Origin of the sequence: Vibrio sp. 2096, assembly GCF_033339595.1 — a bacterium.
GTDB lineage: Bacteria > Pseudomonadota > Gammaproteobacteria > Enterobacterales > Vibrionaceae > Vibrio > Vibrio alginolyticus.
The window spans coordinates 200964-224658 of the sequence record NZ_JAWOUX010000007.1 but is presented as its reverse complement, the minus strand read 5'-3'; the positions used below and the strand labels follow the sequence as shown (position 1 = coordinate 224658).

21 protein-coding genes are annotated in these 23695 nt (G+C 45.1%); 14 read left to right on the top strand and 7 right to left on the bottom strand.

Features of this window, described 5'->3' with window-relative positions; all coding sequences use genetic code 11:
- Positions 1-61: 61 nt before the first annotated feature.
- Positions 62-454, bottom strand: a complete 393-nt coding sequence (locus R7Q41_RS15320) for a ribosome recycling factor family protein (RefSeq protein WP_062731091.1) — start codon at positions 452-454, stop codon at positions 62-64.
- A 19-nt stretch (positions 455-473) separates the two neighbouring features.
- The gene (locus tag R7Q41_RS15315) at positions 474-1343 is read right to left on the bottom strand and encodes a LysR family transcriptional regulator (protein WP_062731066.1); all 870 of its coding nucleotides are present in this window, start codon (positions 1341-1343) and stop codon (positions 474-476) included.
- Positions 1344-1448: 105 nt separating this feature from the next.
- Here R7Q41_RS15315 and R7Q41_RS15310 point away from each other — a divergent pair, with 105 nt between their 5' ends.
- Positions 1449-2705 carry an adenylosuccinate synthase gene (locus R7Q41_RS15310; RefSeq protein ID WP_017819812.1) on the top strand — a complete coding sequence of 419 codons (1257 nt, stop codon included), beginning with the start codon at positions 1449-1451 and terminating at the stop codon, positions 2703-2705.
- Positions 2706-3076: 371 nt separating this feature from the next.
- Complete coding sequence (gene ansB, locus R7Q41_RS15305) at positions 3077-4141, top strand: L-asparaginase 2 (RefSeq protein WP_017819810.1); 1065 nt, start codon at positions 3077-3079, stop codon at positions 4139-4141.
- 76 nt (positions 4142-4217) lie between these two features.
- On the opposite strand, the gene R7Q41_RS15300 is transcribed toward ansB, so the two are convergent.
- Positions 4218-5054: a pyruvate, water dikinase regulatory protein gene (locus R7Q41_RS15300; protein WP_005373820.1), complete on the bottom strand. Its 837-nt coding sequence runs from the start codon at positions 5052-5054 to the stop codon at positions 4218-4220.
- 251 nt (positions 5055-5305) lie between these two features.
- On the opposite strand from R7Q41_RS15300, the gene ppsA reads away from it, so the two are divergent.
- The 4 genes from ppsA to tyrS all read left to right on the top strand — a co-directional run bounded on the left by ppsA (position 5306) and on the right by tyrS (position 10970).
- Positions 5306-7678, top strand: coding sequence for a phosphoenolpyruvate synthase (gene ppsA / locus R7Q41_RS15295; RefSeq protein WP_005373822.1), 2373 nt, complete (start codon positions 5306-5308; stop codon positions 7676-7678).
- Positions 7679-7848: 170 nt separating this feature from the next.
- A complete protein-coding gene (locus R7Q41_RS15290; RefSeq protein WP_285399887.1) occupies positions 7849-8628 on the top strand; it encodes a hypothetical protein in 780 nt (259 codons plus the stop codon).
- 193 nt (positions 8629-8821) lie between these two features.
- On the top strand, positions 8822-9628 hold the full coding sequence (locus tag R7Q41_RS15285; RefSeq protein WP_021707696.1) for a response regulator transcription factor: 807 nt from the start codon (positions 8822-8824) through the stop codon (positions 9626-9628).
- Between the two features lie 82 nt (positions 9629-9710).
- Positions 9711-10970, top strand: coding sequence for a tyrosine--tRNA ligase (tyrS, locus tag R7Q41_RS15280; protein ID WP_318144563.1), 1260 nt, complete (start codon positions 9711-9713; stop codon positions 10968-10970).
- A gap of 106 nt (positions 10971-11076) precedes the next feature.
- Here the strand turns inward: tyrS and R7Q41_RS15275 are convergent, their stop codons facing one another.
- Positions 11077-12111 carry an ABC transporter substrate-binding protein gene (locus tag R7Q41_RS15275; protein WP_047102765.1) on the bottom strand — a complete coding sequence of 345 codons (1035 nt, stop codon included), beginning with the start codon at positions 12109-12111 and terminating at the stop codon, positions 11077-11079.
- 137 nt (positions 12112-12248) lie between these two features.
- Positions 12249-12608: a DUF6559 family protein gene (locus tag R7Q41_RS15270; protein ID WP_017819807.1), complete on the bottom strand. Its 360-nt coding sequence runs from the start codon at positions 12606-12608 to the stop codon at positions 12249-12251.
- A 167-nt stretch (positions 12609-12775) separates the two neighbouring features.
- Here R7Q41_RS15270 and R7Q41_RS15265 point away from each other — a divergent pair, with 167 nt between their 5' ends.
- Positions 12776-13030 carry a hypothetical protein gene (locus R7Q41_RS15265; protein ID WP_005387084.1) on the top strand — a complete coding sequence of 85 codons (255 nt, stop codon included), beginning with the start codon at positions 12776-12778 and terminating at the stop codon, positions 13028-13030.
- A 101-nt stretch (positions 13031-13131) separates the two neighbouring features.
- Here the strand turns inward: R7Q41_RS15265 and R7Q41_RS15260 are convergent, their stop codons facing one another.
- On the bottom strand, positions 13132-15540 hold the full coding sequence (locus R7Q41_RS15260) for a beta-mannosidase (protein ID WP_318144562.1): 2409 nt from the start codon (positions 15538-15540) through the stop codon (positions 13132-13134).
- A 303-nt stretch (positions 15541-15843) separates the two neighbouring features.
- On the opposite strand from R7Q41_RS15260, the gene R7Q41_RS15255 reads away from it, so the two are divergent.
- On the top strand, positions 15844-17430 hold the full coding sequence (locus R7Q41_RS15255; RefSeq protein WP_196358483.1) for a BCCT family transporter: 1587 nt from the start codon (positions 15844-15846) through the stop codon (positions 17428-17430).
- 62 nt (positions 17431-17492) lie between these two features.
- On the opposite strand, the gene R7Q41_RS15250 is transcribed toward R7Q41_RS15255, so the two are convergent.
- Complete coding sequence (locus R7Q41_RS15250) at positions 17493-18221, bottom strand: UTRA domain-containing protein (RefSeq protein WP_258658249.1); 729 nt, start codon at positions 18219-18221, stop codon at positions 17493-17495.
- Between the two features lie 210 nt (positions 18222-18431).
- Between R7Q41_RS15250 and R7Q41_RS15245 the strand changes: the two genes are divergently transcribed.
- Genes R7Q41_RS15245 through R7Q41_RS15220 form a run of 6 tightly spaced genes read left to right on the top strand, consistent with a single transcriptional unit; the run spans position 18432 to position 23692 of the window.
- Positions 18432-19499 (top strand): ABC transporter substrate-binding protein, encoded by a 1068-nt coding sequence (locus tag R7Q41_RS15245; protein WP_005373851.1) that lies wholly within the window; start codon positions 18432-18434, stop codon positions 19497-19499.
- 12 nt (positions 19500-19511) lie between these two features.
- On the top strand, positions 19512-20336 hold the full coding sequence (locus tag R7Q41_RS15240; RefSeq protein WP_033906314.1) for an alkaline phosphatase family protein: 825 nt from the start codon (positions 19512-19514) through the stop codon (positions 20334-20336).
- The gene (locus R7Q41_RS15235; RefSeq protein ID WP_033906313.1) at positions 20333-21223 is read left to right on the top strand and encodes an ABC transporter permease; all 891 of its coding nucleotides are present in this window, start codon (positions 20333-20335) and stop codon (positions 21221-21223) included. The genes R7Q41_RS15240 and R7Q41_RS15235 overlap by 4 nt, the downstream gene beginning before the upstream one ends.
- 2 nt (positions 21224-21225) lie before the next feature.
- Positions 21226-22014, top strand: a complete 789-nt coding sequence (locus R7Q41_RS15230; protein WP_033906312.1) for an ABC transporter permease — start codon at positions 21226-21228, stop codon at positions 22012-22014.
- Positions 22011-23030, top strand: a complete 1020-nt coding sequence (locus R7Q41_RS15225) for an ABC transporter ATP-binding protein (protein ID WP_318144561.1) — start codon at positions 22011-22013, stop codon at positions 23028-23030. Before R7Q41_RS15230 ends, R7Q41_RS15225 begins: the two co-directional genes overlap by 4 nt.
- 2 nt (positions 23031-23032) lie before the next feature.
- On the top strand, positions 23033-23692 hold the full coding sequence (locus tag R7Q41_RS15220) for an HAD family hydrolase (protein ID WP_017633566.1): 660 nt from the start codon (positions 23033-23035) through the stop codon (positions 23690-23692).
- Positions 23693-23695 lie beyond the last annotated feature (3 nt).

Below are 23695 nucleotides of genomic sequence, written 5' to 3'. Positions count from 1 at the left end.
TGAGTGATTTTGATCGGTACCCTAACATCTGTTAATAAAGTGAGTAAACCACAAACCAATCTTAAAGCAACTCGGCGTCAAATCGTGCCGTGCGAGCTTGAACCAACGTGCAGTTCGTTTCTGCCATCAACTCAGCTAAGGTGATGTTTGGGTTTTGTCTCACCAAACGTATCAACTTCACGTCCAAAGGTTCCAACTTGTCTTGGTGAGCGAGTAGAGCTTGCTCGATCTTGTTGATCGCAAAGCGCATCACCTCTGCCTCTTCGCTTTTAAGATGATCTAAAAACGCTTTTACATCCAAAGCCTCGCCCGAGATTTGCCAGTTACGAGATCGCCTAATTCGCTTAAGATCGCACTGTTTTTCTGCTGCGAGTGTTTTCGCTCGCTTGGCATGGTCGCCACCAATACGGTGAATCAAGGATGGGAGCGAAATCGTAATCTCCGTCTCTTTCATGGCTTTTTCTTTCATCGCCTTAGCCCTCAACCACCGACACATTCTCGCCAACCCAAGCCAACAACTGTTTTGCAGCTTTGGACAACACCTGATTTTGACGCACGATGTAGCCGAAATCAGTGTTTGGAAAACTTGGCAAAGGCGTAACTTCACGAGAAAGCTTTAATCTCGGATCGAGCGAGAAATCCGGCACAATAGCAGTCCCAAATCCCGCTTCCGCCCAGTCGATTTGTGCTTCCACACTGCCCACTTCCATCACGCGATGCTTAGGCAGATTTAGCTCAGGTAAAGACGCATCAATCAGCTCTCGGGTTCGAGTATCGTGCCCTAGCAGGATCAGCGTCTGGCTCTCTTTTCCATTGTCTTGCCACTCAAAAAAGTTATCGCCAAACGCACACCAGTGAATCTGCGTGAGAGGCGTAAAATGCAGCGGTTGACTCTCTTTTTGTGCGATAACAAAGCCGATATCGGCACGCGCACTTTTCACCAAATCCACCGCTTGAGAAGATGTGGTGTTGAACAATGCCAAGTCGATCCCCGGATATTCACTTTTGAATTGCTGAAATGGTTTGATAAGCAGTAAACGTGAAACAATATCGCTCGCCGCAATAGAAAGCGTCCCCTGCGTAAGATCGTTGATGGCATTGAGATCTGACTGACAAATTTGCAGCTCATTGAGCATCCGCTGCGCCGTAGCTAACAAACGCTTCCCCGCTTGCGTCAACTGCACGGGATTTCGCTCAATCAATTTCGTACGCGTGGCTTGCTCCAACTGCTTGATATGCAAACTTACGTTCGGCTGCGTCATGTGCAGTTCCGTCGCTGTTTTACCAAAGTGTTTTACCTCTGCAAGAGTGACGAAGGTTCGCAGCCAGTTCAAATCTAACATTGCCAATTCCGATATGAGATTCTTATCAAGTTAATGAGTATAATTAATTTCTCTTATTATGGCGAACACCTTAAGATTTTTGCATCTGTTTTTGGAGATTAAATTATGTCGTCTATCGTTGTTGTGGGTGCAAACTGGGGTGATGAAGGCAAAGGCCGCATCGTTGACTTTTTGGCAGAGCAAGCTTCTGCGAGCATTCGTTTCCAAGGTGGTAACAACGCGGGTCACACCGTGGTTAACGATCTAGGTACGTTTAAGCTGCACCAGCTACCAAGTGGCGTATTCAACCCAGACTGTTTGGCAGTGTTAGGTCCGGGTATGGTTATCAGCCCTGCGTTGCTGTCTCAGGAGATTGCGGAAGTTGAAGAAGCGGGCGTAAAAGTGAATATGTGCATCTCTGATCGCGCAACACTGTGTCTACCTCTACACGCACTAGAAGATACGCTAGAAGAACAACGTTTAGGCGACAAAGCATACGGTTCAACTCGTCAAGGTATTGCACCTGCTTACGGTGACCGCGTAATGAAGAAAGGCATCCTAGTTGGTTGGTTGAAGCAACCAGAAGTATTGGTTGAACGCCTTCAATTCATGATGGATTGGAAACTGCCGCAACTGCGTGCACTTTACCCGACGTTCGAGTTTGAACAAACCGCTGAAGAACTGGCGAACTGGCTGCTAGAAGTCTCTGCACCTTGGCGCGATTCAATTTGCAACGTAACGCTTCCTCTAAAAGAACTACAAGCGAAAGACAAAACTCTATTGTTCGAAGCACAGCTTGGCGCAGGTCGTGACCTTGTTTACGGTGAGTACCCTTGGACAACATCTTCTAACGTTGTATCAATGTACGCGGGTATCGGCAGTGGTCTTCCGGCACTTCGCCCTGAGCGCGTTATTGCGGTTGCAAAAGCATTCAGCTCATCAGTAGGTACTGGTACGTTGATCACTGCAATGGAAGAGCAAGATGCTTTCCGCGAACTTGCAGGCGAGTTCGGTGCAACTACAGGTCGTCCACGCGATATGGGCTACTTCGACGCAGTCGCTACTAAGAATGGTGTTGAACTGCAAGCAGCAACTGAAATTGCGCTAACTAAAGTAGACTGTTTGACTGGCCTTAACGATCTGAAAATCTGTGTTGGCTACGAAGGCGACCACAACGAAAACCCAATCTGGCCTCAAACTGCCTCTCTTGCACCAATCTACGAGAAGATGGAAAGCTGGAGCGAGGACATCACTGGTTGTCGTAAGTTTGAAGAGCTTCCAGTAGCAGCACAGAAATACGTTCTACGCATTGAGGAACTCATGGGCGTACCAGTAAAAATGGTGTCTGTGGGTCCTGGTCGTGAACAAATGATTATGCGATAAGATGTGAATTAACACATCATTGGCAAGCGGCTTTTATCTGTTCCGGGGTAAAGCCGCTTTTTTTTTACACTGTAAACTTTGGAAAATTGCACGGCTAAATTCATGTTTAGTAACCTCATCACGAGACTCCTACCTCCTTTATTTATAAATCAATAAATTATAGGGCTTAACACGTTGTGCACGTTACTAGCACATCTCACTTGTTAAAGAAGCACGTCAATTAGGTTAACTGGTTGATTTGATATTCTTTAAGTGATTAGTTGATCACGATCTTCATCTGCAATTTGTTGAACTAGTACTCAAAAAATCTAACCCACTGTTTTTAGGATAGATGAGTTCCCCAACATCCAACCTAACAGCAGGTGATTCCCATGACGAAAAATCTTTTCCGCCTCAGTACGATAACCCTTGGTTTGTGCCTTAGTTCTTTGTCTTTCGCGCAATCCGAACTTCCGAACATTAAAATTCTTGCCACTGGCGGCACCATAGCAGGCGCAGGTCAATCTGCAACAGAGTCAAACTACACAGCAGGTAAAGTCGGCGTTGAATCATTGATTTCTGCGGTGCCGAGTATGACCAACATTGCCGATATTTCTGGAGAGCAAGTGGTCAGTATCGGTTCACAAGATATGAATGATGAAGTGTGGCTAAAATTATCGAAAAGAGTTAATGAGCTACTCGCTCAAGATGATGTTGACGGCATCGTCATTACTCATGGTACGGATACGTTAGAGGAAACCGCTTACTTCCTTGATCTGACCGTCAAGAGCAAAAAGCCTGTCGTGATCGTCGGTGCAATGCGTCCTTCCACCGCAATGAGTGCTGATGGACCAGTCAACTTATACAATGCAGTCGTAACAGCCACCGATGAAGATTCAGAAGGACGTGGCGTGCTAGTCGCAATGAATGACACGATTTTCGATGCGCGAGATGTGACAAAAACCAATACAACCTCCGTCAGCACTTTCCAGTCACCCAACTTTGGTGCTATCGGCTACATTCATAATAGCGATGCCAAATATCAACGAAGCCCAGAGCGTAAACATACGACAGAAACCCCATTCGATGTATCAAAGCTTACTAAGTTGCCTAAGGTCGGTATTGTTTATAACTATGCAAATGCCTCCAATTTGCCAGTGAAAGCCTTTGTGGATGCGAAGTTTGACGGCATCGTAAGTGCTGGTGTCGGTAATGGTAACTTGTACCACACTGTGTTTGATGAGCTAGAGAAGGCGAGTAAAGATGGCGTTGTTGTTGTAAGAAGCTCCCGAACGCCTAGCGGCTCAACCACTTTGGATGCTGAAATTGATGACGAAAAATACGGCTTTGTTGCCGCTGGTACATTGAACCCACAAAAAGCACGTATCTTACTGATGCTGTCACTGACTCAGACCAAAAACTATCAAGACATCCAAAAGATGTTCCAATACTATTAATTCTGTCTAAGGTTCATTCGATAGAGGAGGTACACACCTTACCTCCTCTTACACATAGCGACATGAGCGTCTCTTGTTAGCCAAACAAGCGACGCTTCATTCCTGCTTTTTCCAGAATACGCGTAGTAATTTCCTCAACAGACAGAGAGGACGTATTGATATATGGGATCGCCTCTCTTCTAAACAACGCCTCAACAGTGTCTAGCTCCAGCTTGCACTGCTCTGTGCTAGCGTAATCACTTCCAGACAAACGATTTTCACGGATTTCAGTCAAGCGCTCGGGATCGATAGTCAGCCCAAACAACTTATGACGATGGATCTCAAACTCAGGCAACAAACGCATCATCTTCACATCTTCCGCAATGAACGGATAGTTCACAACACGTAAACCAAATTGCATCGCCATGTACAAGCTAGTCGGCGTTTTTCCGCTGCGCGATACTCCCAGCAGGATAATATCGGCTTGTTCCAACCCTTTTAGCGTGATGCCATCATCATGCGCCAATGTGTATTCAATAGCCGCAATACGGTCAAAATAGGTGTCGGAATCTTTCCCCACACTGCGAGAACGCTGCAACTTAGGCTTTGGTGCCATCTGAATGTCGTCTTGCACTTTCTGCACAATACTCTCCAACACATCGTAACTGTATGCCGGCGCTTCAAGCAGCATTTCACGTACTTCTGGAACGACAATTGAGAAAAAGACCAGAGGTTTGACGCCATTGCGCTGGTAGGAAGTTTCAATTTCTTTGACTACGTCAGTAGCTTTGTCCTGGCTTTCTACAAACGGAAAGGTTTTTTCGTTAGGAATGAACGGAAATTGACCGAGAACAACATGCCCTAATGTCTCACATGTTATCGCCGTACCGTCAGAAACATAGAATACATCACGACTTTGGTTATTTATTTGCATTTCTGTTTAATTTTTCAAAATCTTTTGAGTAGGATGGTACACATAATATTAATAAATCAGTTTGGCTTTCAGTTAGGTTCACCACAGCTTTAAAAATTCTTTTGAATTTTTTTCAGCCAGAACGTAATCGTTTGCCTTTGATATCAATCTAAATGAAGCAATGTATGGTCAACGTGTAATAACAGCCAACATGCGATTGTTTAGATCGATTTAAGTCCCCCTACTAAGCTGCAATGTTTCTGGAGAAAGACATGCAAAAGAACACCCTCTGGTTCAATGGCCTATCCATGGATGATGTCGACAAAGTCGGCGGTAAGAATGCTTCACTTGGCGAAATGGTTTCTAACCTAGCAAACGCAGGCGTTTCTGTACCAAATGGTTTTGCGACAACCTCATACGCGTTTAACCAATTCCTTGACCACGAAGGTTTGGATGAGCGTATTCACCAATTACTCGATGAACTAGACGTTGAAGATGTAGAAGCTCTGCGTAAGACAGGTGCAAACATTCGTCAATGGGTATTAGAGGCCCCTTTCCCTGCGGACCTTGAACAAGAAATTCGTGAAAATTACCAAGAACTGATCGAAGGCAATCCTGAGCTTTCAGTCGCAGTTCGTTCATCTGCTACGGCAGAAGACCTACCTGATGCTTCTTTTGCTGGTCAGCAAGAAACGTTTTTGAACGTGAAAGGCATCGACGCAGTACTAGAAGCAACTAAGCACGTTTACGCTTCTCTATTTAACGACCGTGCGATTTCTTACCGCGTTCACCAAGGGTTCGACCACCGTGGCATCTCGCTATCTGCGGGTATCCAACGTATGGTGCGTTCAGATAAAGCCTCGTCGGGTGTTATGTTTACACTAGACACTGAATCGGGTTTCGACCAAGTTGTCTTCATCACCTCTTCATGGGGTCTAGGCGAGATGGTCGTTCAAGGTGCAGTAAACCCTGACGAGTTCTACGTTCACAAGCCAATGCTTGAAGCAGGCGAACACCCAATCGTTAAGAAAACATTTGGTTCTAAGTTGATCAAAATGATCTACTCAGATAACCAAGAAATCGGCAAACAAGTTGATATCGTTGATACTTCTGATGAAGAGCGCAACACGTTCTCATTGAACGACGACGAGATCAAAGAGCTCGCAAAGCAAGCAATGATCATCGAAAAGCACTATCAGCGTCCAATGGACATTGAATGGGCAAAAGATGGCATTGATGGCAAGCTGTACATTGTTCAAGCGCGTCCTGAAACCGTATGTTCGCAAACGGAACAAAATGTGATTGAGCGCTACGAACTACAAAACAAAGCAGATGTTTTGGTTGAAGGTCGTGCAATCGGTCAGCGCATCGGTAAAGGCGTGGTTCGCTTGGTTGACTCTCTGGACCAAATGTCTCTAGTCCAAGAAGGTGACGTGCTAGTTACAGACATGACTGACCCAGATTGGGAACCAGTGATGAAAAAAGCATCTGCAATCGTAACCAACCGTGGTGGCCGTACTTGCCACGCTGCCATCATCGCTCGTGAGCTTGGTATTCCTGCGATCGTTGGCTGTGGCGATGCGACAAGCAAGTTAACCGATGGTGCAACCGTGACCGTATCTTGTTCTGAAGGTGAAACGGGCTACGTTTACCAAGGTGAACTTGAGTTTGACGTAAAACGCTCTTCTGTTGATGAACTGCCACTGCTACCAACAAAAGTGATGATGAACGTGGGTAACCCTGATCGTGCGTTTGACTTCGCACAAATTCCAAATGAAGGTGTTGGTCTTGCTCGTCTTGAATTCATCATCAATAAGATGATTGGTATCCACCCGAAAGCATTACTTAACTTTGATGCACAAAGCGATGAGCTAAAAGCAGAAATCACTCAGCGTATTCGTGGTTACAAAGATCCTATCGATTTCTACGTAAGCAAACTGACAGAAGGTATCGCAACCATTGCTGCGGCATTTTGGCCGAAACGCGTTATTGTTCGTATGTCTGACTTTAAGTCTAACGAATACAGCAACTTGGTTGGCGGTAAAGCATACGAACCGCATGAAGAAAACCCAATGCTTGGCTTCCGTGGCGCGTCTCGTTACATTTCTCCAGTGTTTGAAGACTGCTTCGAGCTAGAAACTCAAGCAATCAAACGCGTTCGTAACGAAATGGGTCTGAAAAACGTTGAAATCATGATCCCATTTGTGCGTACACCAAGCGAAGCAGCATCAGTGATTGATTTGCTAGCGAAGTTTGATCTGCGCCGTGGCGATCAGGGTCTTAAAGTCATCATGATGTGCGAACTGCCATCCAACGCGGTCCTTGCCGATGAGTTCTTGAAGTACTTTGATGGCTTCTCGATTGGCTCAAACGACATGACTCAGCTAACGCTTGGTCTTGACCGTGACTCTGGCGATGTCGCACATCTATTTGATGAGCGCAACCCAGCGGTTAAGGTGATGCTTCAGATGGCGATTGATGCGGCAACAAAAGCAGGCAAATACGTTGGTATTTGTGGTCAAGGCCCATCAGACCACGACGACCTAGCGGAATGGCTAATGGATCAAGGTATTAGCTCTGTATCACTAAACCCAGATACGGTTATCGATACTTGGTTAAAACTAGGTAAAGTTAGCAGCAAGTAACACACGATAAACTCTAGCCCTCACACTCCCCTTGTGAGGGCTTTGTTATTCACACGTCATTTCACAATCAGTTCGTGATTCCTCTCTCAAGTTCGTCATTTAGTCAATTTCATTATCAAAGTCTGATGACCTAAAATGAATGGTATATTGATAACTCCAGAGAGAATTTGATGAAAAAGCCTATCGCACTCCTTACTACATTGATGCTCCTGGCATCCCCTGCTTATGCCGATTGGGATGAAATTTCCAATAAAATGTCTGAGCTTGGCGACGCAGTTTCTGATACTGCCCAAGATGCTTGGGACGACACCAAAGCGTTTTCAAAACAAGCGTGGCAAGATTTCACGAATTGGTCCGAGGAAGCGATCAATACCGCAGGCGAATGGACAGAAGCCAGCATCGAGAAAAGCAAAGAATGGATAGATGCTGCCGACAAAAAAATTGATGAGCTGATGGAAGGCGATACGCCAGAAGAAGCTCGCCAAGCCGTGGACTTAATGGCAGATAGCGCTTTGCTCAAGTTATTTAATGAAAAGCCGGAGGCAAAAGCTATTTACGACAACGCGCACGGCTACGCGGTCTTTGATTCTCGTAAATTATCTTTGCTGTTTCACACCAACTCAGGGTCAGGAGTCGCAGTGAATAAGGAAACAGAAGAACGCACTTATATGAATATGTTTGGTTTGGGCGTTGCACTTGGGGCTGGCGGAAAATTTTACCAACAAGTGGTTCTGTTTGAGAGCAAAGAAGACTTTGATACGTTCGTCAACGAAGGATGGGAGGCCACAAGTGAAGCCTCTGCTGTTGCGGGCGAAGATTCAGAGCAACTTTCAAAACAATTTAACAGCGGCGTCGCCGTCTATCAGTTGAACGCTAAAGGTTTGCTCATCGATGCTAACGTGTCTGGTTCTAAATATTGGGTTAACGAAGAGCTCACTAACTCGCAGTAATGCATAGCAACTAATCGCTTAAATAAAACCGTTGTCATGCACCCTTATCAATAAGTTAACGGGGATATGATTCCTCAAAACTGAGCACTTACGCAACTTTCTCTATGGAAGTCACCAGAAGATGGCGACTTCCCTTTCTCGTTGGATTGCTTTTGGTTATGCTTGCGCAAAACCACCTGCAATTCGGTATCCCATGCCTGACAATAACTTTAATAATCTGCTAGCAGAAGCAATTTCTGCTCTTAACACGCCTAACTTTACTCCTAAACTTATGCGTGTCATTCGCACTCTTTTTCATTTTGATTGCGCAGTTATTTTAGGTTACCGAGAAGGTAAACATCCTATTTATCTCTACGACTCAATTGAGAACGAGCGAGAGTTACTTTTTCAACGCTACCTTACTGACTCATTTCAAAATGACCCTTTTTTTCTCAAACTAAACGAGACAAAGCAACAAGGCGTATTTACGCTCAAAGACGTGGCGCGTAAAGGCGTTGACTTCACCTCATACTGCGAGCAGTTCTATCATCAAACAGGGTGGAAAGACGAGCTTAGCATGCTAGTCGAAGTTGAATCTGGCCGTTGGGTCATGCTGTACTTCGGATATATGACTGATGGAAAATACTTTTCTCAGCAACAAATAAATAAGCTAAAGCCCTATTTCCCGATAATTCAGTCGCTTTGTCAGCAGCATTGGAAACAAACGGAATTTACCTTTTCTGAGCCTGTTTTTGCACAGAGTGCTTATTCTGGCAGTATGCGATTAGCCATTGAGCAAGCTTTAGCAACGTTTGGCGTAGAATCACTCACCCGTCGCGAACAAGAGGTGGCTTCGCTTCTCGCTCAAGGGTTTGACACCAAAGAAATTGCCGCGCGGTTACACTTAGTTCAAGGCACGGTCAAAAATCATCGAAAGCGAATTTACTCGCAATTAAATGTGTCTTCATTGAGTGAGTTATTCCAGCTTTTCCTCAATCACCTCATTCTCCATTCAAGATAAAAAACTGTCCCTTAAGGGATATATCGAGAAAAGGTGTCGCGTTTTAGTCTGAATGTAACAACCACTAAAACAGACAAAAAGAATGACGACACCATTACTGCAAGATTTACAAGATCGCGGCTTGATTGCACAAGCCAGCGATTTGGAAGAAATTCAGACACTTCTCTCACAGCCACAAACCGTTTACTGCGGCTTCGATCCTACAGCTGGCAGCTTACATATCGGCCACCTCGTGCCTTTGATTATGCTTAAGCGCTTTCAAGATGCCGGACACCAAGCTGTTGCCTTGATTGGCGGTGCAACGGGCATGATTGGCGACCCAAGCTTTAAAGCGACTGAGCGCAGTCTGAACTCAGAAGAAATCGTCTCAGGCTGGGTTAACGATCTTTCTAATCAAATTCAGCAGTTGATGAACCACCAACTGACCAAGCCGATGATCATGGTGAACAATGCTGACTGGATGAAAGCGATCAATGTGATCGACTTCTTTCGCGATGTGGGTAAGCACTTCTCGATCAATACTATGGTCAACCGAGAATCGGTAAAACAACGCCTGCAACGACCTGACCAAGGTATCTCCTTCACCGAATTTAGCTACGCCCTACTGCAATCGTACGATTTTGCCGAGCTAAACCGTCGATACGGTTGCCGTTTGCAAATCGGTGGCAATGACCAATGGGGAAACATCGTCAGCGGGATCGATTTAACTCGCCGTCAAAATGGTGAGCAAGTATTTGGCTTAACTCTGCCGCTGATCACCAAATCCGATGGTACCAAATTTGGCAAAACCGAAGGCGGTGCAGTATGGCTAGATCCTAGCAAAACCTCTCCTTACGCGTTCTACCAGTTCTGGCTTGGCGCAGAAGACGCAGACGTTTACCACTTCTTGCGTTACTACACATTCTTGAGCTGCGAAGAAATTGCCAGCATTGAAGCGCAAGACCAAGCAAGCCAAGGTAAGCCACAAGCACAACGTATCCTCGCTGAGGAAATGACGCGATTTGTTCATGGCGAAGACGGCCTAGCTAGCGCCGAGCGCATCACTCAAGCTTTATTCAGCGGTAATGTGCAACAACTGAGTTTGGGTGAATTAAAACAATTGGAGTTGGATGGTTTACCAAGCATTGAGAGCGCACAACAAGATTTGGTTGAGCTGTTGATTGAGTCGGGTTTAGCAAGTTCGAAGCGTGTTGCACGCGAACACATCAGCAACAACGCCATCAGTGTAAACGGTGAAAAAGTGGCGGCTGATAACCCAAGTTTGAGCTTCCCACTGTTTGATCAATATTGGTTACTGCAACGCGGTAAAAAGCACTTCTGCCTCGTGAAGCGTGCCGCGTAGTAACACTCGAAGTACAAAGCCCATAAAAAATTCCCCTCACCGCTTTCGTGATGAGGGGAATTCAAATTTGAACGATTTTAAGCCTAACAATAGGCAAAGGCGTTGCTTATTGCGTTCTTAAACGTTGCCAGTACTTTTCGTAAATCGCTAACGTTTCTGCGCCAACATCATTAATAAACTCGCCTTTTTTCATGTCTTCTGATGAAGGGAAAATAGTACGGTTATTTTTCAACTCTTCTGGCAATTTGTCACGCCCAGCGTTCGTTGCCGACGCATAACCCAAACTGGTCACGATTTCCGCTTGGTTCTCTGATTGGTACATAAAGTTAATAAATTTATGCGCCAATGCTTTGTTTTTACTGCCAGACGGAATAGTGAAGTTGTCCATCCATAATACCGCGCCCTCTTCCGGCATCACGAACTTCAGCTCAGGCATTTCAACCTGTCCTTGGAATGCGTTGCCGTTCCATTGCATGCCGACCGATGTTTCACCGGACACGTAAGGGACTTGCGGCGCATCTGAGTTATACAGTAATACGTTGTTTTTCAGCGCAACTAGAGAATCAAAAGCCTGTTCGATTTCAGCTTCGTCTTTTGTGTTCACGCTATGGCCATTTTTCTTCAGCGCCATACCGAACACGTCGCGGACGTCATCAATCAACATAACTTGTTGTTCGTATTGAGACTCCCATAAGTCAGCCCATTTTGTCACTGGTTGCTCAACCATGGATTCGTTGTAGCTGATCCCTGTAATGCCCCAAATATAAGGCAGCGAGTAATCATTTTTCGGATCGTGCGCTTGGCCAAGTAAGCCGTCCATTGTGTCTTGCATGTTTGGCACTTGAGCGTGATCTATTTTCGAAAGCAGCCCTTCTCGACCCATTTTTTCAATGAAGTACGCAGAAGCAAAAACCACATCGTAACCAGAACCTTTTAGCAATTTTAGCTTAGTGTACATTGATTCATTATTCTCAAAGGTCGAATAATTAATCGTAACGCCTTCTTGTTTTTCAAACGCTTTTAACGATGCTTCCGGCAAATAGCCACCCCATGCATAAACGTTCAACGTTTTGCTATCTGCATGAGCAAACATGCTGAGCACAAGAGCACTCAGCCCCAATCCTTTGATGATTAATTTCATGGTATGCAATCCAACCAGTCCAGCGACGCGCTGGGATTCGGGTGCATAATTAGGTAATTGTTACCCAATTGAAAGAAAATTTAATTAATCTTTAACAGCAAAAATATTTATCGAATTTATAAAATTAACGCATGTTTTTAATAGCGACTGTGCATACCAAAATGATGAGACATTCCATCTTCCATTCGGCCGCCTTTCCAGCCACCAGAGCCGAGTAAATTAAGCACATCTTGAGCGGTATAGTCGGCACCAGAAAAGAAATCATGCGCCACGTCTGAGCGTATTGCTTGCAACTCTGGTTGATTTTCCAAATCAAGATCTTGCGGATCCGCATATAATGCCAACGCAATTTTTTGTTGGCACGCGCTTAACTCACTGGTGCTCGTCTTTACCTGACCAACCGAAAAATACTCACGACTGCCGTATCCCACCACCAATCTGGTACTCATTAGTTTAATCACTTTCTTAATGCGACGACGTTGTATAAATCTCAACATGTTTTGTTATTCCTGTATTAAGTTGGCTATGGTCGTATTCTTTTGTTCGAATTAAAACACTCTGTTTTATCCGCGAAATTTCTCTAGCGCTTTTCGCGATGATCGGTTGTATAATACGATCCTGAAATATTTTGTTACGTTACCTCGGTAACCCCTGAGACTGCAACATGAACAACAGCAGATGGGTCGGCTTTATAGGCGGCACGATTGTCTTACTTAGTACCTTTATCCTCTTCGGATCTTCCGTCCACGCTGCTTGGTACCGAATCCCTGCGGAAGCCATTCATGGTATCGCCTTCACTTTGGCTTTTGGTTTAGGGTTAAACAGCCTGCTGGCGTACGCGACGGCAGTGATTACTCTTGCTGCACTATTCTACATTGGCTTTGTCGTTAGCTATCGGGTCCATCAGAAACTTAAATAAACTTCTGTCTCAACCTGAGCTTAATAACGGATACTTGGTAACTAAAAAGGGAGCAAACGCTCCCTTTTTAGTTATCAGCATGTAGATGTTCTATGCCCGCTTTAATCATTAAGGTGGCATACCCTCAACGACTGCTGCATACCTGAAACATCATCACCTAAATACTCAACCGTCATTGGAACCTTGGCCAACAGAGTAAAACTAGAGTCACTGAACCTTCCATCAGCATCACTCTCCAAATGAACAAAAAACGCAGGCTTATCCGCAATCAATGTAATTTTCCTCCCTTCAATAGAGACACCTATATTGGCTTTCGCTATCGGCAAGGTTTTTAGCTCGTGAGTACTAAACCATGTGTTGCTTATTCTGTCTTCACCGATTTGCGCTTCAACATAGAAGAAGCCTGACGTAAGTTCATCCTTCTCGATCAATTCATCCAACTGCCACAAAATCGTATTGCTGTCTGCTATGACTGTTTGTTCTAAGCTCCAACATTGCTTTTCTTCCCCTTGCCAATCTACCCACTTAAGCAGTGCGTTGACGCTTGCGGACTCTTTGGCATCATTGAGCAAATGTAGGCTCAACTTGCCTGTATGCTCGGAAAATACCAAATACTGTGGCGCAAAAAATCGCTTCGCATGGTAGTGCAACTGCTTCCATCGACCACTGTATTCCAAACTAGACCAAGAGCTGACAGGCCAGTTATCGTTGAGTTGCCAGTACAGCATGCCGCGACAAACTGGAGAAATGGCACGCCAATGATCGCATGCAGTTTTGATCGCGATTGCCTGCTGAACTTGACTTAAATACAGCATGCTCTCAAATCCAGAGGGAAAACGAAAATAGCGCGTGAACATCTCTGTGATAATACTATTACCACGCGGGTTCTTCTGATGTTGTTCGAAAGTTGGGGATGTAATATTCCAGTCTTGCTCAGGGACAAACCGCTTAACTTCAGCAAAAGATGGCCAAGATTGAAAACCAAACTCAGAGCAAAAACGAGGATTCACGTCAATGTAGGCACTGAATGATTTTCCTGAATGCCAAACGTCCCAAAAGTGCATATCGCCTTTACTATCATCATGCCACGCATCACCGAAATCCAGTTCACCATTACATGGGGAACTTGGCCAGAAACGGCGAGTGCTATCTTGCTCGGTAATCTCCTTCTCAATCATGCGGTTGAGGCGATCGTAGTTAACCGTGTATTTGACTTTGCTGCGCTTAGATTCGTCATACCAACCAATAGCTCCAATCACTTCATTGTCACCACACCAAAGTGCGATTGATGGGTGCTTCTTAAGCCTCGGGATTTGGAATCTAAGTTCTTCTTCTACGTCTTTTAAAAACTCGTCGTTTGATGGGTACAACGAGCAGGCGAACATCATGTCTTGCCACACCAACAAGCCAAGTTCATCACAAAGGTTATAAAAGGTTTCACTCTCGTACTGACCACCGCCCCATACGCGAATCATGTTCATGTTGGCGTCAACCGCACTTTGCAAAAGGTTGCGATAACGTGTTTCGTACTCTCGCCCCGGCATTGCGTCAATAGGGATCCAGTTGGCACCTTTAGCATTAATCGGTACGCCATTGACGATAAATTCCATTGCAGAGCCGTGCTCATCAGCTTGGTTATTTAGGGTTAACTGACGCAAACCAATGTTGTGCGTTAACTTTTGCTCTCTGCAAGAAATGGTAATGGGATAGAGATACGCTTCGCCATAACCCGATGGCCACCAGCGTTGAGGCTCCAAAATGTGGAACTGGCAATGATAGTGACCACTTCCTTTTGTTTGAATACATTGACGCTCACCATTAAATTCAACCATCATTTCATGGCGTTGACTGTCCGTTTCCACTTCAACTACTACATCAAGAAACACACTCCCATCGGCTTGCCATTGCTGCTCTGTCGAGAAGCCTTTGAGCCAAAGCTCATTCACAATGTCGATTTGAATGGGGTCGTAAATACCCGATACCATCAAGCAAATGCCCCAGTCCCATCCGGAATGGCATTGTGTTTTGCGGATCAAGTTCATGTGTGGAATTTGGTTGTTGCCCATTGCCGATGGAATAGGAAATGGCAGTTTTTTTGCTCTTGCGATACCTTCTAAATCCACCCGAGCAAACTCAACCCGAATCGTGTTAGTACCTTGCTTTAAATGCGGTTTAATATCCACACGTTGCTGGGTAAACATGTTGCTGCAAGTTAGTGCTAACTCACCATTAACATAGAAGGTTGCCAAGGTATCTACACGAGTTAGCGTCATCCAAATTTGCTTGGCAGACAACGTAAACGCGTCGACGTCAAACTCACGTGAGATATGCCACTCACACTCTTCAGTCCATCGAGCTTTGTTTTCATTATCGGCAAAATAAGGATCTGGAATCTGCTCTGCTTGTAAAAGCGCCGACACATTATCGCCCGGAATAAACATTGGAATTTCAAGATTGGGACGCTGTGGCGAGGTAAGCATCCACTGCCCGTTAAGTTCGAAGTGAGCCATCGAGTGACACCTTAGCTTGGGAAAAACATGTTTTCTCAATGTAATCCTGACAATCCCATGCAAAAACAAGGGAAATGTTAATTACATACGAAATGCGGTGCATTTCACGTAAAAACTCTTTCTTTTGATCTCTACCCAAAAATCAGCAACTTGGCTAACCTGTTAAAAATTAATCGAAATCTAAGGTTATATTTGCAACTTCGACATGTTAACATCATCGGCTTTTTGAACATCCTCACACTTTTCGTTGAAACGATGTGAGGGGAAATGCACGGCTTCATAGCCCTAAAAAGCGAAGTAATTATGTCAAATATGACGAATGCCGCCTCCCACACAGCGCCTATTCAGGATGCTGACTATTCTGCTATTCATCCCCCATCTTTACTCAAGCGCCTCGAACTCACCAATCCTGTCTTTTGGTTAAGTGGTAGCTTCCTCACTCTATTCGTTTTACTTGCTCTAACGAATACCGACTCTCTAACCGCAATGGTTAACACCGGCTTCGGCTTTGCTACTAAATATTTCGGAGCTTACTGGCAAGTACTGCTTCTTCTGAATTTCCTAATTGGTTTGGCTCTTGCGTTTGGTCGCACTGGTTATGTGCGCCTAGGTGGTCTAGCGAAACCTGATATTGATAACTTTAAGTGGTTGTCAATCGTACTCTGTACTCTACTTGCAGGTGGTGGTGTGTTCTGGGCCGCTGCTGAGCCTATCGCGCACTTTGTAACTGCTCCGCCTCTATACGGGGAAGCCTCACCGAAAACTGCCGCAATCAATGCCCTATCTCAGTCTTTTATGCACTGGGGCTTCTTAGCTTGGGCGATCCTTGGTGGTCTATCTTCCATTGTCTTAATGCACTTGCATTACGATAAAGGCCTGCCTCTTAAGCCGCGTACTCTGCTTTACCCTGTTTTTGGTGATAAAGCCATTAAAGGCTGGATTGGTGATGTTGCTGACGCATGTAGCATCATTGCCGTAGCAGCAGGAACCATCGGTCCTATCGGCTTCTTAGGTTTACAAATTAGCTACGCGCTAAACTCATTGTTTGGCCTGCCAGATACGTTCGTAACGCAAAGCATGGTTATCATGGCGGCGATCCTGATGTATACCCTTTCCGCACTGAGCGGTTTGAGCAAGGGTATTCAAATCGTCAGTCGTTACAACATCATTTTGTCTGTACTATTAATTGGTTACATCCTGTTCTTCGGGCCGACAAGCTTTATCGTTGATGGCTACGTGCAAGGCGTTGGTCGTATGGTGGATAACTTCTTCCCTATGGCACTTTACCGTGGTGATACAAGCTGGCTAAGTTGGTGGACAGTATTCTTCTGGGGTTGGTTTATCGGTTATGGCCCAATGATGGCGATCTTTATTGCTCGTATCTCTCGTGGTCGTACAATTCGCCAATTAATCATGTCTATTAGCATCGCGGCACCGCTGATTACTTGCTTCTGGTTTAGTATCGTTGGTGGCAGTGGCCTTGCGTTTGAACTTGATAACCCTGGTTTGATTTCATCTGCGTTTGAAGGCTTTAACTTGCCTGCAGCACTGCTAGCGATTACTGGTGAATTACCTTACCCAATGATCATTTCGGTTCTGTTCCTGATCTTAACGACAACATTTATCGTGACGACGGGTGACTCGATGACTTACACAATCAGTGTAGTGATGACGGGCTCAACAGAACCAAACGCAGTGATTCGCTCGTTCTGGGGTCTGATTATGGGTATTGTCGCTATTGCGCTTATCTCAATGGGCTCTGGTGGTATTTCTGCATTGCAGTCTTTCATTGTAATTACTGCCGTGCCTGTGTCTTTCATTTTGCTGCCAAGCATTTGGAAAGCACCCGGCATTGCAAGCAGAATGGCAAAAGAGCAAGGCCTCGTTTAAACCGCCTCTCTAACCAATATGCGAAAAAGAGCCCTTCATTGGGCTCTTTTTAATTCTGCGCTTTATCCTACGCTATCAATGCGAATCATCACTGCATCTGGACGCCAATACTCGAATTCGCAGTCCATTAAATGCCCATCTTGTTTGTAGTTTACCCGCCGAATTTTCAGAACGGGTTGTCCTTCAGCTAGGTTCAACGCCTTAGCGACATGAGCAGGAGCTGACGTGGGAATCACATCAAAACGAGAGCGCTTTGTCTCGTAACCATACTTCTCACGATAAATGCCCGTCAGGGACATGGTGAGGTTCTCAGACAATATACCCTCAAACAGTGCCGCTTTGAGCACGTTCTCAACAAACAATACCGCTCGCCCATCAATAAAACGTAACCGTTCAATTACATAAATTGGGGTAATTAGCTCCACCTCTAACGATTTGGCATACTCACCTGCGGCCATTTCACTTCGCACGTTGAGTAACTTAGTTTCTGCAATACGATGCTGCTCTCGAATCATCTGATGGAAGTGAGAACGAGACAACGGGTTGTAACAGATACGCTCAGGAGATACATACCAACCCCGGCGCTCTTCTCGATAAATAAGACCTTCAGTTTCTAAAGACACCAACGCATCTTTGATAGTGATTCGAGTTGTAGAAAACAGCTCACTGAGCTCTCTCTCTGACGGCAGTTTTTGTCCTTCCGACATGATGCCGGAAAGAATCTGCTGTTTTAAGCTGCTTCTAATTTTTCCTAATTGGGTACCAAATTGTCCGGTGCCTGTCGCTCTCATTCTGATCTAGTCCAACGATAATTTGACGAATAACATAAGGCGTTTACGTAACAAAAATATGACATTAATCAACAGAACACATACTGAACGTATGAAATATAAGTGCCATATAAAATCAGCAAAACTGTCAAATTACTTGCGCTAAATCGTCACATTCCATCCATAGCATACAAAGCGAACTTACTGACCTAGTCCAGAAGGATGGAGACAATGAAAACTTTGCTAAGTCGTTCAATTACCGCACCAGCGGCAATCATTGCGGTAACGCTCGCTACGCCAACAGTAGCGAAAGAAGCCGATATTGAATCTTTGGTAGCAGCAGCACAAAAAGAAGGGGCGGTTTACAGTGTGGGTATGCCTGACAGTTGGGCAAACTGGAAAGACACTTGGGCTGATTTAAAGTCAAATTACAACCTTAAGCACCAAGACACGGATATGAGCTCGGCTCAAGAAATCGCAAAATTCGAAGCTGAGAAGAAAAACGCGACCGCAGACATTGGTGACGTAGGCTTTGCCTTCGCACGTGTAGCGGTTAAAAAAGGCGTCACTCAGCCATATAAACCAACAACTTGGAATGACATCCCAGATTGGGCAAAAGACGAAGATGGTCATTGGGCACTTGCCTACACTGGCACTATTTCTTTTATCTCCAACAATAACCTCGTAAAAGACGCGCCAAAAACGTGGGATGACCTATTAAAAGGCGACTACAAAGTGACCGTAGGTGACGTAGGCGTAGCAGCACAGGCAAACAACGCGGTTCTCGCCGCAGCTTTCGCCAACGGTGGGGACGAATCCAACCTCAAGCCTGCGCTCAAATTCTTTTCTGAACTCGCGAAGCAAGGTCGTCTTTCATTTACCGATCCGAACATCGCCAACCTAGAAAAAGGCGAAGTTGAAGTGGCGATCATGTGGGACTTCAATGCATTGAACTACCGCGACAAAATTGACCGCGACCGCTTTACAGTGAGCATTCCTCAAGATGGCTCTGTGATTTCTGGTTATACAACCATAATCAATAAATACGCGAAGAACCCTAATGCAGCAAAGCTTGCTCGTGAATACATCTTCAGCGATCAAGGGCAAATCAACTTAGCAGAAGGTTATGCGCGTCCAATCCGCACCAACATCACACTGCCTCAAGCAGTGCAAGACAAGCTAATTGCTAATGACCAATACAGCAATGTTCACCCAGTGACTGACTTCTCAGCTTGGGAAAAGTCCGCACGTAAGCTGCCACGTCAATGGCAAGAAAGTGTCTTAATCCACCAGCAATAAGAGTAAGTCGTTATGAGCAATAAGGTCATCCTTGTTGTTCTAGATGGACTGAACTATCAGGTAGCCCGTGATTGCATGGGCTACCTCAATGGTCTTCTAGAACAAAGTCGTTCCCAACAAGAAACTCGCGCAACGCTTTATCCTGTGCAGTGTGAGCTGCCCTCTATGTCTCGCCCACTTTATGAGTGCATTTTAACGGGCGTTCGCCCTGTAGAAAGCGGCATCGTAAACAACAATATCGTTCGTCTATCCAAACACGATTCCATTTTCAGTTTGGCAAAAGCCCAAGGAAAAGTGACCGCTGCGGCTGCCTACCATTGGGTAAGTGAGCTTTATAATCGCGCGCCATTTGAACCTGTTCGCGATCGTTTCACGCATGATGAAACCCTGAATATCCAGCATGGCTGCTTTTACCATTGGGATCATTATCCTGATGAAGCCTTGTTCCTGGACGCAGAGTATTTACGTCGCAACTATCAACCTGATTTTTTATTGATCCATCCGATGAATATCGACGATACAGGACATAAGTTTGGCCTAGACTCTCGCCAATACCGCAATTGTGCGCGAGGTGCAGACATTATTCTTTCCAACTACATCGATCAATGGCTTGCTGATGGGTATCAAATCATTGTGACCAGCGATCATGGCATGAACAACGATCTTTCTCATGGTGGGATTTTACCTGAAGAGCGAGAAGTTCCCCTGTTTGTCATTGGTGATAAGTTTACCCATCAAGATTGTCATGTTAAGCAAACTGATATTTGTGGCACCGTTTGTCAATTGCTAAACCTTGACCACACGAAGCCATACACTCAGGAATTGTTAGCACTATGAGCAGTTCAGTCCTCTCCCCAAGCTCCAGCGAATCACGCTCAAATTTGGCAAGTACTTGGTTAAAGCGCTTTAAGCCAGCCATTTGGTTGGTGCCTTTCGCGCTGTTTTTCTACCTATTTCAACTCGCACCGATGATTTGGGTGCTGTTAAACAGCTTTATCTACGATGGCGAGTTTGCCTTCGATAACTACATTGAAGTGCTCGACTCCGCCTTTATGATGCAGGCGTTTGGCAACAGTTTGTGGTTAGCTATATGGTCGAGCATTTTTGGCTTAGCCATTGCGACTCTGTTGGTCTCTTCTCTGCGCAGAGTCGATTCTAAAGTCCGCGACGGTGTGATTGCGTTTACGAACATGAGCAGCAACTTTGCAGGCGTACCTCTGTCATTCGCTTTTATTATTATTTTGGGCACCAATGGGGCGATTACCCTTTTGCTCAAGCAGTATGGCTTACTCGGTGATTTCGACCTTTATGGTAAATGGGGCCTGCTGGCCATTTACATCTACTTCCAAATCCCGCTGGCGGTGTTGTTGCTCTACCCTGCGTTCGATGCGTTGAGTGATGATTGGCAAGCAGCTGCTGCGCTACTGGGAGCCAAAACATCACAGTATTGGGCGAAAATCGCTCTGCCAGTGCTCTCACCAGCCTTATTCGGTACCTTTATTATCTTAATAGCCAACGCAATTGGCGCATATGCGAGTGTTTATGCGTTGACCTCCGGTAACTATAACGTCATCACAATTCGAATTGCGAGTCTGGTATCGGGAGACCTGTTCCTTGAACCTAATCTCGCCGCTGCAATTTCGGTGATTCTAATGGCGTTACTTGCCTTTATCACAGTGATTAACCAATGGCTCATTTCGAAAAGCTATGCAGGTAGGAAGTAGTCATGCACAACGTTAATAATCGATTCCATAAAACGGTGGTTTATTCCATTGTTGGGATCATGCTCATCCCGATTTTAGCGACCTTTGTCTATTCGCTTTCATCACGCTGGGGCGCCACGGTGCTTCCAGATGGTTTCACTTTTGATTGGTACGTTAAATTGCTGACCGACCCACGCTTTTTGCAAGCGTTTGGGCGTTCGCTGTTTATTTGTATTGCTTCGCTAACCCTCAGTGTGATTCTGGTTCTGCCAGCGATATTCGTGGTGTTTTACTACTTTCCGAAGCTCGATAAGCTCATGAACGTATTGATTTTGCTACCATTCGCTGTACCACCAGTGGTGTCCTCCGTCGGCTTGCTTCAACTTTATGCTGACAGTGAAATCTCCCTTATCGGTACTCCTTGGATTCTAGTAGGTACTTACTTCACCATCGCGTTACCGTTCATGTATCGTGCGATTTCTAATAGCTTCGAAGCAATTAACCTTAACGATTTAATGGACGCTGCACACTTGCTAGGGGCAAGCACAACCAAAGCGTTTTTGATGGTCATTTTACCTAACCTCAAAAAAGGACTGATGGCATCGCTTTTCCTTTCATTTTCATTTCTATTGGGAGAGTTTGTGTTCGCCAATATTTTAGTCGGCACACGTTATGAAACCCTGCAAATCTACTTGTATAACATGCGTCAGACGAGCGGCCACTTTACGTCTGCCTTAGTGATGACCTACTTCCTATTTATTTTTTTACTGACTTGGTTGGCAAGTCGTTTCAGCCGAGGAGTCAAACAATGAGCTACGTAACAGCGAAAAATCTGACTAAACGTTTTGGTGATAACACCGTATTTGAGGACATTCACTTTAACATCGAGCAAGGTGAATTCATTACGCTTTTAGGCCCTAGCGGTTGTGGTAAATCGACACTACTTCGCAGCCTTGCTGGGCTTAACCCTGTCGATGGAGGCGAGATTTGGGTAAACGGAGAAGATATCACGCATCAAGTCCCGCAAGAGCGTGGTATTGGGATGGTCTTTCAATCGTATGCGCTGTTTCCCAATATGACCGTCGAAGGCAACATTGCATTTGGCTTAAAAATGAAAAAGCTTACGAATGATGATATTCGACGTGAAGTGGCTAAAGTCATCAAACTGGTGGATCTGGCAGGTAAAGAAAAACACTATCCGCATCAACTTTCTGGCGGTCAGCGCCAGCGTGTCGCACTCGCTCGAGCGTTGGTGGTGAAACCTCGCATATTATTGCTTGATGAACCACTTTCTGCGCTTGATGCCAAAATCCGCAAACACCTTCGTCAGCAAATCCGAGATATTCAGAAAGAGATGAATCTCACCACTATCTTCGTAACTCATGACCAAGAAGAGGCGATGATTATGTCTGATCGTATCTTCCTAATGAGTAAAGGAGAAATTGTTCAAGCAGGAACACCTGAAGAAATCTATACTCATCCTGCTAACGAGTTTGTGGCCGGTTTCATGGGGCACTACAACCTTGTAGAGGCCAATAAAGCCAAGCAACTCTTCAACATTGATACCGAATGGAAAGTGGCGATTCGCCCAGAGTCTATATATGTAAAAGAGCAAGGTCGTCAATATGATAGCCACATCTCAGCGCCACAAGTAGGTACGATCACCAACCACCAGCTTCTAGGTAATGTTATTCGCTATCAAGTGAACGTTGAAGAGTGTGAGCTCACTGTTGACTTACTTAACCGCTCTTCAGAACGCTTACTAGCGAATGGCAGCCAACTAGAACTACTCTTTAACCTAAACGAAATTCAACCAGTGAGAGCCTAAACATGTCCAAACCTTTGTATGTTTTTGATATGGATGAAACCCTAATAAACGCTGACTGCGCAATGATTTGGAACGAGTTTATGGTTGAGAAAGGCATCGCGACTGATCCTTTATTTATTATGGAAGATCAGCGTCTAATGGCCTTGTACTCTGAAGGCAAAATGGACATGGAAGATTACCTAGCGTTCTCCATGAAGCCACTAGAAAACATGCCGATTGAAGAAGTAAACGCCTTGGTTGAAGAATGTGTTGAAAGCCATATTTTGCCTAAACAGTTCCCTCAAGCCAAAACCCTGATTGAGCAACTGTCTCGTGATGGTATAGATATGGTTATCATCTCTGCCAGCGTCACTTTTTTGGTGGAAGCCGTTGGTCGCCGTCTTAATATTCCAACCGCACTCGGAATTGATTTAATCGAGAAAAACAACCGTTATACTGCTGAAATCGACGGTATCCCGAGTTATCGTGAAGGCAAAGTCACGCGATTAAAACAGTGGCTAGAAAATCAGCCTGAGCCTTATTCCGAAATCCATTTCTATACCGATTCAATCAACGATTTACCGCTTTGTGAATACGCGAACTACGCTTATCTGGTAAATCCATGCCCACAACTAAAAGAACACGCCAACAGACCGAATTGGAGTGTGTTAAGTTGGGGGTGATAT

Bases quoted from the DNA above. Each gene is read 5' to 3' on its own strand.
- R7Q41_RS15315 (WP_062731066.1), bottom strand. From the start codon at position 1,343: ATGTTAGATTTGAACTGGCTGCGAACCTTCGTCACTCTTGCAGAGGTA.
- R7Q41_RS15240 (WP_033906314.1), top strand. From the start codon at position 19,512: ATGAGCAATAAGGTCATCCTTGTTGTTCTAGATGGACTGAACTATCAG.
- ppsA (WP_005373822.1), top strand. From the start codon at position 5,306: ATGCAAAAGAACACCCTCTGGTTCAATGGCCTATCCATGGATGATGTC.
- R7Q41_RS15235 (WP_033906313.1), top strand. From the start codon at position 20,333: ATGAGCAGTTCAGTCCTCTCCCCAAGCTCCAGCGAATCACGCTCAAAT.
- R7Q41_RS15265 (WP_005387084.1), top strand. From the start codon at position 12,776: ATGAACAACAGCAGATGGGTCGGCTTTATAGGCGGCACGATTGTCTTA.
- R7Q41_RS15300 (WP_005373820.1), bottom strand. From the start codon at position 5,054: ATGCAAATAAATAACCAAAGTCGTGATGTATTCTATGTTTCTGACGGT.
- ansB (WP_017819810.1), top strand. From the start codon at position 3,077: ATGACGAAAAATCTTTTCCGCCTCAGTACGATAACCCTTGGTTTGTGC.
- R7Q41_RS15245 (WP_005373851.1), top strand. From the start codon at position 18,432: ATGAAAACTTTGCTAAGTCGTTCAATTACCGCACCAGCGGCAATCATT.
- R7Q41_RS15290 (WP_285399887.1), top strand. From the start codon at position 7,849: ATGAAAAAGCCTATCGCACTCCTTACTACATTGATGCTCCTGGCATCC.
- R7Q41_RS15285 (WP_021707696.1), top strand. From the start codon at position 8,822: ATGCCTGACAATAACTTTAATAATCTGCTAGCAGAAGCAATTTCTGCT.
- R7Q41_RS15220 (WP_017633566.1), top strand. From the start codon at position 23,033: ATGTCCAAACCTTTGTATGTTTTTGATATGGATGAAACCCTAATAAAC.
- R7Q41_RS15270 (WP_017819807.1), bottom strand. From the start codon at position 12,608: ATGTTGAGATTTATACAACGTCGTCGCATTAAGAAAGTGATTAAACTA.
- R7Q41_RS15310 (WP_017819812.1), top strand. From the start codon at position 1,449: ATGTCGTCTATCGTTGTTGTGGGTGCAAACTGGGGTGATGAAGGCAAA.
- tyrS (WP_318144563.1), top strand. From the start codon at position 9,711: ATGACGACACCATTACTGCAAGATTTACAAGATCGCGGCTTGATTGCA.
- R7Q41_RS15260 (WP_318144562.1), bottom strand. From the start codon at position 15,540: ATGGCTCACTTCGAACTTAACGGGCAGTGGATGCTTACCTCGCCACAG.
- R7Q41_RS15250 (WP_258658249.1), bottom strand. From the start codon at position 18,221: ATGAGAGCGACAGGCACCGGACAATTTGGTACCCAATTAGGAAAAATT.
- R7Q41_RS15320 (WP_062731091.1), bottom strand. From the start codon at position 454: ATGAAAGAGACGGAGATTACGATTTCGCTCCCATCCTTGATTCACCGT.
- R7Q41_RS15275 (WP_047102765.1), bottom strand. From the start codon at position 12,111: ATGAAATTAATCATCAAAGGATTGGGGCTGAGTGCTCTTGTGCTCAGC.
- R7Q41_RS15230 (WP_033906312.1), top strand. From the start codon at position 21,226: ATGCACAACGTTAATAATCGATTCCATAAAACGGTGGTTTATTCCATT.
- R7Q41_RS15255 (WP_196358483.1), top strand. From the start codon at position 15,844: ATGTCAAATATGACGAATGCCGCCTCCCACACAGCGCCTATTCAGGAT.
- R7Q41_RS15225 (WP_318144561.1), top strand. From the start codon at position 22,011: ATGAGCTACGTAACAGCGAAAAATCTGACTAAACGTTTTGGTGATAAC.